Raw genomic sequence first — 13,454 nt, 5'->3', positions numbered from 1 at the left:
TGATTATTCAGCGTACGAAATGCAGCTGATGAGTTCGAATACGTAATGGTCTTAAATAGTCTTCCCACTGTTGCAGGGAACGTTTTTGACCATGATACAGAATGTTTAAATCAGTCGAGTTAGTTTTACTCAAAACTTGCGAAAAAACCTCGTTTAAAACAGCCTGCTCCGCTAGGTTTTCAGACTCATCGGATAACGTACAACAGGCTAATAGATCGCAGTTTTCATTCGCAAGCACCTCTCGCCAATGGATTTCATAAGCGATATTTTCGGCGGCCAAAACCACCAACCAAGGCCCTTGATCAACCCCTAATTCATACAACAAACGGCCTTTCCTAACCCCCTGTTGAAGCTGCAAAAAAACACGATCCGCTGGTGCAAGACTCATCGCTTTATGCCAGTCTCTAGCCGATATCTGCGACTTTGCTAACACCAGCGTCAAGGCTTGCCCTGCCGCATTTAAAGCCATGAATTCTTCCGCCAAGCCTTCTTGATCAAATGACAAGCGCAAACGATCCCCAAAAGACTCATCGCTTGGCCCCATCAAGGTCAATTCAATGCTGACTTCATCTAGCTGCTTTTTGGAAATTAAGGAGAAAGGAATACGTGTTGACACAGGTTGCGTGGTCAATGATAAGGAAGAAACAAGCTGAGTTTGGCAAGCCAAGATCGACTCACCATTATTTTGATCGTACAAACGACATGCGCCACAAGCCCCAGCACGGCAGCCATAATGAACGTCAAATTGGTTAGTAAGCAACGCCGTCAGTAAATTCTCACCCGCGGTTACACCAACCTTTTTACCATTCAGACTTATCGTCAGTCCTTGCGACCCCATGATCAAACCTAACCGAATTGAAAGCTATGATTATGACACAGTTTATCAGGGGAAGCTTGGATCCTATTCTCAGGATATCAAGCCAATTTCATTTTACTGTCACTTGCTTTATACGCCTAAATCACTAATCTGTAAGAGTGATCAAATCCCATCCATCACGCTTACAAACAAACCGTCGGAGGTTGTTATCCAGTATAGTAAAGCCATCTACAGTATGATTGTGACGCTAACCTGTTTTGGTATTAGCAACCTAGCCGCGGCGAATCATCAGGCTAAATACGAAGATTCGCCTAAAGTACAGCATGATCATTTCGGCCCAATTATATTTGGCGAACAACTCACGGACACCAAATTAGCGTTTACCGTCCAATCAACGCTTGTTGATGATTGCCAATATATTCGTTTCGACGCCTACCCGAATGTGTCCGTCATGATCATTAATCATGTTATTGAACGCATTGATACCAACCAACTCAATGTCATTGATAAAGAAAATCCTTTCTATGAATTGGCGACACACTCACTTAGCTTGACTGACTTTTCTAGGAAATACCCCACCATTGAAGTAGAACCTCATGAATATGAAAATGGTGTATATTTACGCTGGTATAATCAAAACAAAACCAAGGCCATAGTCGTGGATTACATTAACAATAAAATAGATGTCATCAAGGCTGGACTTGTGCCAAGCGTGTTATACATCGAAGGCTGTGCATAATGACAAAATCAAACCATTCATTCTCACGCCTCTGTTTGCGATCTCTCCACACTGGCCTGATCGCCTTCGTACTCTCTATATTGCTACTTTTAATATCGGCTTGCGTTCCCGTGTTTCGAACTGAATTCACATCGCCGAGCTGGACTGGCACCCTGATTGATATGGAAACGGGAAAGGCTTTATCTGGCATTAAGGTCACCGACTTAACCTCTCTTAACTCAACACTGACTGATTCAGATGGTTTCTTTAAGTTGCCTGCCACAACACAAGAATTCAGTTTCAAACTGCCCGCGGCCAGCATGGCTAAAACCTATCACATGGACATTTCGTTAGAGCAGAGAACGCTTCGTTTCAGCGGTCAACATTTGGCTTTTGACGACCAAGATCCGGACTTTCATCTCGGTTTTTTTCCCATTGAAACACACTATAAAAACGCCCCATTCATGCTGGGCAAGGATTTACAAACTGCGCTGCCAATAGCGCTTATAGAAAATTGCGGGGTACCTCTAAAAAATGCCATCAGCCTAAGTCGAGCAGCACGTCTTAGCCAATCCCTCGCTGAGCAAAAACACTCATTTGGTGGACTCGAAGTTAGCCAAGATCAGGTCTCATTAACGTATTACTGGGCATCACAAGCATGGGAAAACGTCAGTCAACAATGCTTTAAACAAGATTACAAGCAGACGGTGGCGTTTAGTACACTACATGAAATGTTTTTTGAAGAAGCCTATCCTTACTTTGAACCCCTTATCTGACATGTGTTAAGCCATTTACTAAAGGATATAAAATCGATGCGCCAAATACAGATACATACTCTTAGCATTTGCTTTACAACACTACTATTAATGACCGCTTGTGAAGCAAAAGTGGGCGGCGCTTGCCAGTATATTAATGGTGCTGAGCAAGCAACCGTCTCTCATGTCGATAAGAATTATGTAATGTTAAGCAATGAGCATAACCAGTTTGAAACAGCGCACAATCTATTTTCTTCCTCCCCCATCAAAGGGCAAAAATACACAGTCCATTATCAACACATTTCTAAAGGTAGTTGTACACCAATACTAATTGAGTCCGTACGTTTAGAAACAATGCCTTAATCAACCCTCTAACCTTGATTAAACGTCTCTCTCCTGAGTGCCACCTTTAAACCAATTTAAGGTGGCACTATAACAGCGCCTTACGCTTTTGGCGTTGACGCTAATAAGGCCACCAGTAAATCCCAAAAATCAGAGACGGAATCAATTTCCATTCGCTCCGTTGGCGAATGCGCACCACGTATGTTGGGGCCAAAAGATACCATTTCCATGCCGGCATACTTTGCCCCTATGATACCGCATTCTAAACCTGCATGGATGACTTTAACGTTCGCCTCATAGCCCATGACTTCTTTATGCACTTGCAAAAACGCTTTCAGTAAACCGGCATTCGGATCGGGTCGCCAACCAGGATAACCATTTTCCATACGAACTTGAGCATCAATCAAAGAAAATGCCGACTTGGCAACATGAGCTTGATGTTCCACAGCAGAATCAACTAATGAACGGACCAACAAACAGGCATCAAATTTCTTTTTCCCTGATGTAGCCTGACAGAGGTTGATGACGCCTAAATTGCACGATGTTTCTGTCACCCCCTCTAACTCGGTGCTCATTCTATGCACCCCATGAGGCGCACAGTATAAGGCATTTAATAGACGGTCTGTGGTCGCGGCATCCAGCTCAGAGTCGAGTGTCGCTGGCGTTAAGCCCACTTTTAAATCTGGCTCAATGACTGAAAATTCAAGTTTGCAGCGTTTCTCAAATGTTTCAATAAAGCGAAATAAAATGGCTTCGTCTCTGGCTTCCAGATTAATTGTCGCCTTGGCATCACGCGCAATGGCATTACGAAGGGTGCCACCTGAAAACGCGCTTAGCCCAAAATCACATTGTTCTTTCAACAAGGTTAGCAGCCTGACAATTAATACATTGGCACTGGCACGCCCTTTGTGAATGTCCAAGCCTGAGTGACCGCCGCGTAAGCCGGAAACCCTAATCTCATACGCCTTCTTGTCTGCTGTCGCCGGAATCGGCGTATAAAGCTTATCGATGTTGATATCGACCCCACCGGCACAACCAATGTAGACATCACCTCGATCTTCGGAATCTAAATTGAGTAGAATTTTACCCTTTAAGATCCCTTCCTCGAGCTGCAAAGCACCTCGTAGGCTGGTTTCTTCTTCTATGGTAAACAAGGCTTCAATTGGCCCATGGGCAACGTCAGTAGACTCCAATACTGCCAAGGCGGCTGCAACGCCAATACCATTATCCGCACCCAGAGTCGTACCTTTTGCCGACACCCAACCGTCGATGATTTGGGTTTGAATTGGATCCTTGGTGAAATCATGTTCAAGATCCGCTTCTTTTTGCGCCACCATATCCAAGTGACCTTGTAAGACAACGGTTTGTCTGTCCTCCATTCCCTTGCTAGCAGGCTTACGAATCACCAAATTACCCACTGGATCAATATAAGTCGATAAACCAAGTGACTCCGCCCAAGAGATCAGATGATCTCGTAATTGAGCTTCATGAAAAGAAGGCCTTGGAATATTGCATAAGGTTTGAAAATGTCGCCAAACAGGCTCTGGTTGCAAAGTGCTTAATACTTGGTTCATTCGATACTCTTAACAATGGTCGATTTTCACTAGGGTAAAGAAGCCCAAGTACTGAGGCAATCGAAATTAAGACTAGCTCTATACAGAAAACGCATGTGACTGAGTATAACTACCTCATGCGAACGTAAAATTATGAAATGGCGTTTTATTTTATGGATTCGCGTTTGATATTTCGCTAATATGAAAACCAACACCGTCTCTCAAATAATACAAATAAAGAAAAAACAGGACGTCATTATGCAAGTTGTACTGGACTATCTTACTCAATACGCGGAGACTATTTTGCGCGATTATCGCGACCCTTATCATGGCACGCCTTTATTTTTTGATGGTTGTGACCTTCACAACAAACAAGCCGTTGCTTGGAAAAATACCGATGGCCGAATTTGGCAACCCTCCAATATTGCCAGTCAACAAAACCTATTTCGTTTTTTTGTTGGTCTATCCAATATCACACAAGACCCCAAGTACAAACAAGCCGCTCAACACGCCATTCAATGGCATTTTGATCATGCCGATTCCAGTGGTTTGATCCGCTGGGGCGGTCACTCTTTTATTGATTTGAAAACCCTAGATTCAGTCGGTCCAGAAAACAAAAACATGGTGCATGAACTCAAACACCATTGCCCATTTTATGAACTCATGTACGAAACCGATCCGACAGCGACTCGCAAACTCATCAAAGCGATCTGGAACACCCACGTCACCGATTGGCAACAGATGGCAATGTCCCGTCATGGTCAATACGGCTTGGAATTCGATGAATTAAGCGTTTGGGACAAACCAAAGCAAGCCAACTTATCACCGTTACGAGAAATGAAAGGCTTGTCCTTCGTGAATATTGGCAATGATCTGGTGTTCAGTGCTGGCATGCTATACGCCATGGATGGTGATGAAAAAGCCTTATCTTGGGCGGAACATTTGATGAATCAGTATGTTAACTGTCGCCACCCTGACACTCAGCTTGGTTGTTATCAATATAACCAACCCCTTAAAACCGGCGACGCACCAATCGATGAACACCACCCTCAATACACTTTTTCGTTTTGGGGCGACAGAGCACAAAGACAATTTGGCCCAGAATATGGCGATGTCGCCAAAGAAGCCTGGGTGCTATTCAAAGTGGACGAAGACGCGCTCAATGGACCTGAAGGCATTTACGGAGATTGCGCACTGGCTCAAACCTTATTGGCTCGCGATCTAGGAACAAAAGGTGTCGACGCAAAAGGGAAGCAACTACTGGATTGGACCACACAAGGCCTAGAAGCGTGGGCGAAATACGCTTACGATCACCAAACCAATGAAATCAAACCCATGTTTGCCGATGGCAAAGACCTCACTGGGCACAAGATCCCTCGCTTTGGTTACTATGGTCAAAAAAGCCAAGAACTAATCCGCCGCCCTCTGCCAGTTCATGTATTCCTTGCCTATGTTACTAACTGGTGTGAGTCACAAAGCGAAGCTCTCTGGCCGAGCATTTGCGCTATGGCCCAACATTTTGGTCTAGGGAATTGGCAAACACGACAAGATGCAAAATTAGATGGACAAAGCGATCCGCTTTTGCTCTTTGCCAGCTTAGAAATGTACCGCACAACGCAGCAAGCGTTCTTTTTAGCCCTAGCGGATCAATTGGCAAACAAACTGTTCGAACAAACAGCCCATCAAGGGTTATTTACTCCTTCATCGGAACACATTTATTGCCGCTTTGATGATGTACCCCCCCTCGCCCTGCTTACTTGGATCGCCCATAAAAACGGGACATATAACCAAATACCGGTTTATCGCAGCCGAGGTGGCTACATTCATGGGGACATATTGCTTGATAATGGAGAGGTGAAAAACATCATGGACGTGAAGTTTATTTATAGCAAGAAAACTATTGATGACCAGAAGAAAGGGTAATAACAGTGAATTTAAAACCCACTCTAAAGGGGGAGTAAACAGAGTGGGCTTCAAACTATATTGCTTAAAATTGGTAGCCAAGACCGATAGAAAGTGTACTCATGTCATTATCGACTGTAGGATTATTTTTCAAATCAACTTCCATGGACACAAAGGAATAATCAACAGAAAGAAGCAAGTTTTCTTTAATTGAGTAACCTAAGCTTGCACCATAATAAAGGTTATTACCTGAGTCCGAACTCTTATAATTATATAGATCATCTACGCTCTGTACATCATACCCTCGTTCGAAGTCTAGATCCCAAAACATCAATCCGAGTCGAGCGTTCAAAGATAATTTTTCGTTCAATTCTATTTCTTTTTTAATCCCAACAGAAAAAGAAGATACGGATCGAGTGTCTTGACCTGTGTCATTATCACTATCAATGAAGTTAGAAGAAGCTTCTCCGTAATCATAATAAGCAACTTCAGCAGACCACGTATCTAAAAACTCATACCCAAATCTAATTGCAAGAGAAGAGTCACTTGCATCATCTATATTATTGAAACTAATTGATTGGTCTGTATTTCCCAATAATACCTCTGCGGTAAAAGGCTTTTCGACTGCAGCAGCCATAGAAGCACCTGAAACGGCTAGTAAACTCACTAATACTTTTTTCATATCCTTATAAACTCCATGTATTTGTAAAACAGCGTATAAATTACGTAAGGATTTGTAATTTATCAAAACAAATACCGTTAAGCAATTGGAATATAAAGCTTTTATAAACAAAAAAGACGCAGTAGGCGTCTTTTTAGAGGTGGTTATTTATAACTTACGATTCGATTAATCACGCTTTTTCAACGAGCCTTCCGAGAAAGTCACAAATTCTTCTGCGCTGGTAGGATGAACCCCAACCGTTGCATCAAAATCGGCTTTGGTCGCACCCGCTTTAATAGCAATGCCCAGACCTTGAATGATTTCGCCGGCATAATCCCCTACCATGTGCGCGCCAATCACTTTGTCATTCGCGTTGTTTACCAAAAGCTTCATTAATGACCGAGAGGTGCTGGCGCTTAACGTGTGTTTCATTGGACGGAAATCCGTTTGATAAACGCGGAAATCTAAACCTCTGGATTCGGCTTCTTGCTCACTCAAGCCCACAGTACCAATCGCCGGCTGACTGAATACCGCAGTCGGAATATTGTCGTAATCGAACTTAACAGGGGTACCTTCAAACCAGTAATCAATCAAGGCCATGGCTTCTTTGATGGCAACAGGTGTTAATTGAATATTGTCGGTCACATCGCCAAGTGCGAATACACTTGGTGCTGAGGTAGTGAAGTTACTATCAATGACTACCGCACCATTTTTACCTGTGATGATATTGGCGTTATCTAGACCTAAAGAACCAACATTAGGCACACGGCCTGTCGCATATAAAACCAAACCAAATTCTTCACTGCGTCCATCTTTAAAGTGCACTAAACGTGAGCCTTTAGGTTGCTTAGGATTAACCAACTCAATACGTTCCACATCCGTGTTTAATTGCACATCAATACCAGATTTTTCGTATTCGAGGCTAGCAAAGTTGCGTACATCTTCATCAAAACCACGAAGCAGTTGATCACCACGATACGCCAATGTGGTTTTTACCCCCAAGCCATTCAAAATACCGGCAAACTCAACGGCAATGTAACCACCGCCGACAACCAATGCTCTACTAGGAAGTGATTCTAAATAAAACATGTCATTGGAGCTGACCACATGATCATTACCTTCGAAGTCAGGAATAAATGGCTTAGCACCAACCGCGATCAAAATACGCTCGGCCGTGTAAGTTTGACCATTGACTTCGACTGTATTGGCATCAACAAAACGGGCATAGCCTTTGATCAAGTCCACTCCAGCATTGTTTAATAAGTTACCGTAGATGCCATTGAGTCGTTCAATTTCTTTGCTCTTGTTATCACGTAATACAGACCAATCAAACGATACGCCTTCGTGCTGCCAACCAAAGCCCGCCGCCTCTTCAAACCCATGACCAAACTCTGAGCCATAGACAAAGAGTTTCTTAGGCACACAACCAATGTTCACACAGGTTCCGCCTAATGCGCTGCCTTCTGCAACCGCGACTTTGTAACCTTTTGACGCCGCCACTCGACTTGCTCTTACACCACCTGAGCCTGCACCGATAACAAATAAATCGTATTGATAAGCCATTGTGTATTTCTCCAACATCATGCTTTATAAATCTATCTCGCCAGTGTAGCAGGGCTAGGCAAAAAAGTTCAAAAGAATCATTCTATTAGGGTGATCGAAAAAAGCATTTAAATGTGCAAAGCAAAGACAAGATTGACGTAGCCACATCTGCTATTATTGGCAAAAATACAGTTGGAAGCCTGCTATGAAATTTGTCTCTTTTAATATTAATGGTCTGCGCGCTCGACCACACCAAATTGATACTTTAGTAGAAAAACATCAACCTGATGTCATTGGTCTACAAGAAATCAAAGTCCACGACGACGCTTTTCCTCATGAAATTCCTCAAGCCGTTGGCTATCATGCTTACTATTATGGTCAAAAATCTCATTACGGCGTCGCCATATTCAGCAAACAACAAGCCACTCAAGTTGAATACGGTTTTCCAGGTGATGATGAAGACGCACAACGCCGTATGATCATTGCCACTTTTGACACGCCTCACGGACCAGTCAAGGTTTTGAATGGGTATTTTCCACAAGGTGAAAATCGCGATCATGAGACGAAATTCCCCGCGAAACGCAAGTTCTACGCCGACTTAATGAACTACCTTGAAAACCATACTGCGGATGAAAAAATCATTGTCATGGGTGACATTAATATCTCACCAACGGATCTTGATATAGGCATTGGTGAAAATAACGCTAAACGCTGGTTAAAGACAGGGAAATGCAGCTTCTTACCAGAAGAAAGAGAATGGTTTAAAACCTTATTAGATTGGGGGTTCACAGATACCTACCGTCACCTGAACCCCTCTAAAAATGACCGATTCAGCTGGTTTGACTACCGTTCGAAAGGCTTTGACGACGAACCCAAAAGAGGCCTTCGAATTGATGTTATCTTATCCTCAGCTGGATTAACGCCTTATGTGGTCGACGCTGACGTCGACTATGAATTACGAGGTCTGGAAAAACCATCAGACCACGCACCTATTTGGACACGTTTCGACTTTAAATAATCAAGATTCCACAACGGCCACTGTTTGTTTTTTAAACAAATTAGACAGAGGCCGTCTTACTTGATGAGAATATATAGTAACTAACACTACCCCCAGATTTATCCACAGACATTGTGGATGACTTTGCACCTTGTGAAACAATGCAAAGCAATGCGACAGAAAGGAAAGATGTATGGCCCACAATTCAATGACAATGCAGGAGATGATCACACAATCGTCTCAAGCTGCCGTGTTTTTAAAAGCACTGAGCAACGAGAACCGATTGTTAATTTTATGCCATTTACTGGAAGGGGAAATGTCGGTCACAGCCTTGAATGAAAAACTACCGCTGAGCCAATCGGCCTTATCGCAACACCTTGCAGTGCTTCGAAAAGACAATCTGGTCGCTACTCGTCGCGAATCCCAAACCATCTATTACAGCTTAGGCGACCAGCGAGTCAAAACCTTGATTGAAACCATGCACAGTTTGTTTTGTCCAACATTGTAAAAGCCACCAGCTATTCAACAAAACACGCCCTCACGTATTTGGCAAACAGCTGAGGCTGCTCTATCGGCACCATATGACCACAAGCATGGATATCAAACCATTCTGCGGCTTGACTGTCCTTAAACCGTTGTCGATCAGATACTGACAACAAACCATCTTCCGTTCCTGCCAAGACATGAATTGGTATCGTTAACTCTTTAAGAAGAGCAATTAAATCTGGTCGTTCTAAACTGGCTGTTAATTGTTGCACAAAAGAGGCTTCGCCCAACGCGCCATCCATCGCCTGAATCAGGGCAATCAAATCCTCCTTGTCTCGAGCAGATGCCGCCAGCATCGACTGCGCTTTCTTTCTCGGTATACCAGAATAACCTTGCTTAGCCACCCAATTGAGTGCTACTAGCCTTTGTTGACGTTCTGCTTCAGGCAATCCCGTTGCAAGATTAGAGACCAGCATCAAGCGTTTGATTCTATGAGGGTGTTTTACCGTCAATGCAGCGGCTATGTACGCTCCCATCGAAAAACCCAGTAAATTCACTGGCGAGTCAGGCAATCGCTTTAACAAACAAGCCACCATCTCATCCAATGAATTTTCAAACGGAATCGCTTGATGATTTAAAACCGTACTCTGATCTAGATATCGACTGACTTGCTGCCAGAGTCGGTCATCACACATAGTGCCAGGTAAACAATGTATTTCCGTCACGGTTCACTCTTTAGTCATTTAATAGACGGAATATCTTAACCTTTGAAAGACCGCAAAACGAGGAATACCTCGCTGGGTAAAGCCACTGTGCTTGAAGATAACCATTGAGCCCACTGCTGGCGGATGTTCTCTTTCTTGATCACTGAAACCACTGCCAATTTTAAAACGCACACCTGACGGCATTTCGACCAAAATCGCCCCCATTTTATGCTCATATTTGCCCTGACCCGGCAACACAGCAACTACTTTTGCTTCTTTTTCCTCATAAGGTTTGAGCTTCAATAAATTGTCAGTTCGACCACTTTCAAACACCGCCATTTTACGATGTAACATCAAACCTTCCGCACCGGATGCAACGTATTCATTCAAACGATCGTACAGTTCAAGCAAGCTCGTTACGGTAAATTGTTCCACTGGTATCACGTGAGCCAAATCAAGGTGCTCTAAAATACGTTTATAACGAGCATACCGCTGTTCAAACGTCATGCTTCGTTCTTGGTCTGGGGCATCAAAGATCATGTATTTTATTTGTCGCCACTCATGCTCAACTGGCTGCTTCTTTCGCACGATCGACATAACGTTGGCAAAGTCATCCCGCTGAGTCCAAAGCTCACCATCTAACCAAATATTGGGCAGCTTTTCCGTGAACCACAGCGGCGCATTAATGTCATTTCCTTTACGAGTAATCAGCTTAGATCCGGTCCAGATGGCTCGAATACCATCGTATTTTTCACTAATAAGGTAATCTTGAACGCGAGTTTCGTCACTAAATTGAGTGGCTAATTGCACATCTGTTTGAGCAACGCTTAAGGCGGGAAGGCTTATCATAAGCCCAATCAAAAAAAATCGAATCCACATATCTCACTCCTTGAGATCATTTCAAAGTTATCTGTTCCTAAGTATAAAACTAAAGTATTTAATTCTGTTTAGCAATTTTTAAGAAAAAGTTGTCTTTTTTCAAGAAGCGCCCACAAAAAAGCCAAGCATATGCTTGGCTTTTAAACTTGCAAAGAGACTGGCTTAAGCTGCTGATTGACGGCCATATTGAACCGCCTCTTTAATGTTAAATCGAGAAATACCCAACTCAGCCAATTCGCGATCTGAGTAAGATTTCAATTCATTAATCGCTTGTTTCGTTTCACAATTGTCTTTTGTGCTAAAAAGAGAAACAAGGGATGCGAAGAAAGTCGTTAGTTTAGTCATATTGAGCCTCATATGAATGATCGAATTAAACAATCTTGACCCCAATTGCATCTTGAAGCGGTTGCTTTCAAATGCATGACAAGGTTCGTTTTAGGCTGCCGAGCGGCAATTGTTATTTTTCTGAGGCTTTATCGAACGTCTTGACAATGGAATGTGGTAAAATCACCACTTGATCAAGTCGTGCATAGATTAATTTCTAACCAACTTTATGTCTAGTCTTTTACCCCTTAAAACACACTCTTTTCATAATTTTTCGTCATTAACTCACCTCCTTTTCACAACCAACAGATCGATAGACCTCACTCATCAAATATTTCACTCGATTTGGTTGTAAACGACCTTTTCTTTGTACTAAATACAAAGGCTCAGTCACACGATTAGACAGACTATGAACACGGATTAAATCCTGTTTTGCAAACGCCTTTACAGCATAATTTGGCAAAACCGCAAAACCAATTCCTCGGCTAACGGGTTCTAAAATCAAACTAATTTGATTAGAGAATGCTTTTTGGGGAATTTGTCCGACATGTTGAAAGTCCTCAAAGTTAGCCGACAGCAATAAACTGGTATGATGCTTACCATCAGGATGATCCACTAAGCCCAGTGACAATAAGTTTTGCCAAGTCACCTCACAAAATTCAGCCGGTGTTACCAATAGCAAGGCTTCTTCTGCTAATTGACTTGAAACGACATCAAGACTTTTCGCTGGGTAGGTCATCAAACCAAAATCGATCCTATCCTCCAACACCGCGACTTCAACATCCTCGTTTGAAGCAAATCGGTACTCTAACACCAATTCTTTATGGGACTGCTGTAGATCCAGTAGTTGAGGATATAACTTTAATCCAACACTGCCTGGGGACATGATACTCACCCTCCCTTCATAAGGCGGATCGTCAATAACTTTACGCTCAAGGTTGTTCAGCGACTCTAACAACCGCTTTGCCTCTTGATAAAGTTTCTGTCCCCTGTCGGTTAAGCTGAAGCGCTTACCTTCCCGCATTAACAATTCAACAGACAAATGCTCCTCTAGTTTTTTCACTTGCTGACTGACGCCAGACTGCGTCATATGCAAACTGTCGGCCGCTCTGGTGAAATGCCCAACGTCCACCAAGGTAACAAATGTTTTAAGCCAAACCGGATTAATCATTACAAAAAATACTCAAATATATAATTTTTAATAATTTTACAGAATTAAAAAGGGATTGTAACCTGCCTTCCATTAAACGAAGGAGATCATTATGCAAAAGCAATATCCAAGAAGTTTTTCTCATATCGGCATTTCTGTTCCTGATCTAGAAAAAGCCGTTGAATTTTATACTCAAGTATTGGGTTGGTATCTAATCATGGAGCCAACAGACATTACGGAAGATGACAGTGCCATAGGTGAAATGTGCACTGATGTGTTTGGGGCAGGGTGGCATTCATTTCGCATCGCCCACCTTTCCACCGGTGATCGTATCGGGGTAGAGCTTTTCCAATTTGAAAACCAACAAAACCCTGAGAACAATTTTGAATATTGGAAAACTGGCATCTTCCATTTTTGTGTGCAAGATCCAAATGTAGAAGAGTTAGCCGATAAAATCGTCGCTGCAGGCGGAAAAAAACGCATGCCAGAACCAAGATACTACTATCCTGGCGAAAAACCTTATCGCATGATTTATATGGAAGACCCGTTTGGTAATATTTTGGAAATTTATAGCCACAGCTACGAATTAATTTACAGTGCTGGCGCTTACTAATATTCCACAAC

General features: G+C 42.8%; 15 protein-coding genes. 7 read left to right on the top strand and 8 right to left on the bottom strand.

Annotation, left to right across the window (positions count from 1 at the left end; all coding sequences use genetic code 11):
* Positions 1-7: 7 nt before the first annotated feature.
* Positions 8-838 carry a 2Fe-2S iron-sulfur cluster-binding protein gene (locus ACHUFM_RS08970; RefSeq protein ID WP_394181557.1) on the bottom strand — a complete coding sequence of 277 codons (831 nt, stop codon included), beginning with the start codon at positions 836-838 and terminating at the stop codon, positions 8-10.
* 214 nt (positions 839-1,052) lie between these two features.
* Here ACHUFM_RS08970 and ACHUFM_RS08965 point away from each other — a divergent pair, with 214 nt between their 5' ends.
* The 3 genes from ACHUFM_RS08965 (at position 1,053) to ACHUFM_RS08955 (ending at position 2,653) form a co-directional block, all read left to right on the top strand.
* Positions 1,053-1,556 carry a hypothetical protein gene (locus ACHUFM_RS08965; protein ID WP_394181555.1) on the top strand — a complete coding sequence of 168 codons (504 nt, stop codon included), beginning with the start codon at positions 1,053-1,055 and terminating at the stop codon, positions 1,554-1,556.
* A gap of 110 nt (positions 1,557-1,666) precedes the next feature.
* Entirely contained in the window at positions 1,667-2,311 is a 645-nt protein-coding gene (locus ACHUFM_RS08960; RefSeq protein ID WP_394181553.1) for a peptidase associated/transthyretin-like domain-containing protein, read from the top strand.
* 36 nt (positions 2,312-2,347) lie between these two features.
* Positions 2,348-2,653 (top strand): hypothetical protein, encoded by a 306-nt coding sequence (locus ACHUFM_RS08955; RefSeq protein WP_394181551.1) that lies wholly within the window; start codon positions 2,348-2,350, stop codon positions 2,651-2,653.
* Between the two features lie 80 nt (positions 2,654-2,733).
* Here the strand turns inward: ACHUFM_RS08955 and ACHUFM_RS08950 are convergent, their stop codons facing one another.
* A complete protein-coding gene (locus ACHUFM_RS08950; RefSeq protein ID WP_394181549.1) occupies positions 2,734-4,206 on the bottom strand; it encodes an aminoacyl-histidine dipeptidase in 1,473 nt (490 codons plus the stop codon).
* A 237-nt stretch (positions 4,207-4,443) separates the two neighbouring features.
* Here ACHUFM_RS08950 and ACHUFM_RS08945 point away from each other — a divergent pair, with 237 nt between their 5' ends.
* Complete coding sequence (locus tag ACHUFM_RS08945; protein ID WP_394181547.1) at positions 4,444-6,108, top strand: pectate lyase; 1,665 nt, start codon at positions 4,444-4,446, stop codon at positions 6,106-6,108.
* 64 nt (positions 6,109-6,172) lie between these two features.
* On the opposite strand, the gene ACHUFM_RS08940 is transcribed toward ACHUFM_RS08945, so the two are convergent.
* Both ACHUFM_RS08940 and gorA read right to left on the bottom strand, forming a co-directional pair.
* A complete protein-coding gene (locus ACHUFM_RS08940; RefSeq protein ID WP_394181545.1) occupies positions 6,173-6,769 on the bottom strand; it encodes an outer membrane beta-barrel protein in 597 nt (198 codons plus the stop codon).
* 165 nt (positions 6,770-6,934) lie between these two features.
* A complete protein-coding gene (gorA, locus tag ACHUFM_RS08935; protein WP_394181543.1) occupies positions 6,935-8,311 on the bottom strand; it encodes a glutathione-disulfide reductase in 1,377 nt (458 codons plus the stop codon).
* Between the two features lie 184 nt (positions 8,312-8,495).
* Here gorA and xthA point away from each other — a divergent pair, with 184 nt between their 5' ends.
* Both xthA and ACHUFM_RS08925 read left to right on the top strand, forming a co-directional pair.
* Positions 8,496-9,308: an exodeoxyribonuclease III gene (gene xthA / locus ACHUFM_RS08930; protein ID WP_394181541.1), complete on the top strand. Its 813-nt coding sequence runs from the start codon at positions 8,496-8,498 to the stop codon at positions 9,306-9,308.
* A 172-nt stretch (positions 9,309-9,480) separates the two neighbouring features.
* Positions 9,481-9,795 (top strand): ArsR/SmtB family transcription factor, encoded by a 315-nt coding sequence (locus ACHUFM_RS08925; RefSeq protein ID WP_394181539.1) that lies wholly within the window; start codon positions 9,481-9,483, stop codon positions 9,793-9,795.
* A gap of 10 nt (positions 9,796-9,805) precedes the next feature.
* Here ACHUFM_RS08925 and ACHUFM_RS08920 read toward each other — a convergent pair whose 3' ends face one another.
* The 4 genes from ACHUFM_RS08920 to ACHUFM_RS08905 form a co-directional block, all read right to left on the bottom strand.
* Positions 9,806-10,498, bottom strand: a complete 693-nt coding sequence (locus tag ACHUFM_RS08920; protein WP_394181537.1) for an alpha/beta fold hydrolase — start codon at positions 10,496-10,498, stop codon at positions 9,806-9,808.
* An 18-nt stretch (positions 10,499-10,516) separates the two neighbouring features.
* Complete coding sequence (locus ACHUFM_RS08915) at positions 10,517-11,356, bottom strand: DNA ligase (RefSeq protein ID WP_394181535.1); 840 nt, start codon at positions 11,354-11,356, stop codon at positions 10,517-10,519.
* A gap of 162 nt (positions 11,357-11,518) precedes the next feature.
* Positions 11,519-11,701 (bottom strand): DUF1127 domain-containing protein, encoded by a 183-nt coding sequence (locus ACHUFM_RS08910; RefSeq protein ID WP_113875516.1) that lies wholly within the window; start codon positions 11,699-11,701, stop codon positions 11,519-11,521.
* A gap of 259 nt (positions 11,702-11,960) precedes the next feature.
* A complete protein-coding gene (locus ACHUFM_RS08905; protein ID WP_394181533.1) occupies positions 11,961-12,851 on the bottom strand; it encodes a LysR family transcriptional regulator in 891 nt (296 codons plus the stop codon).
* Between the two features lie 91 nt (positions 12,852-12,942).
* Here ACHUFM_RS08905 and ACHUFM_RS08900 point away from each other — a divergent pair, with 91 nt between their 5' ends.
* Positions 12,943-13,443, top strand: a complete 501-nt coding sequence (locus ACHUFM_RS08900; protein ID WP_394181531.1) for a lactoylglutathione lyase family protein — start codon at positions 12,943-12,945, stop codon at positions 13,441-13,443.
* Positions 13,444-13,454: the final 11 nt, after the last annotated feature.

Origin of the sequence: Marinomonas posidonica (genome assembly GCF_043643765.1) — a bacterium.
In the GTDB taxonomy this organism is placed as follows: Bacteria; Pseudomonadota; Gammaproteobacteria; order Pseudomonadales; family Marinomonadaceae; genus Marinomonas; species Marinomonas posidonica_A.
This window is presented reverse-complemented; position numbering and strand designations above follow the sequence as displayed.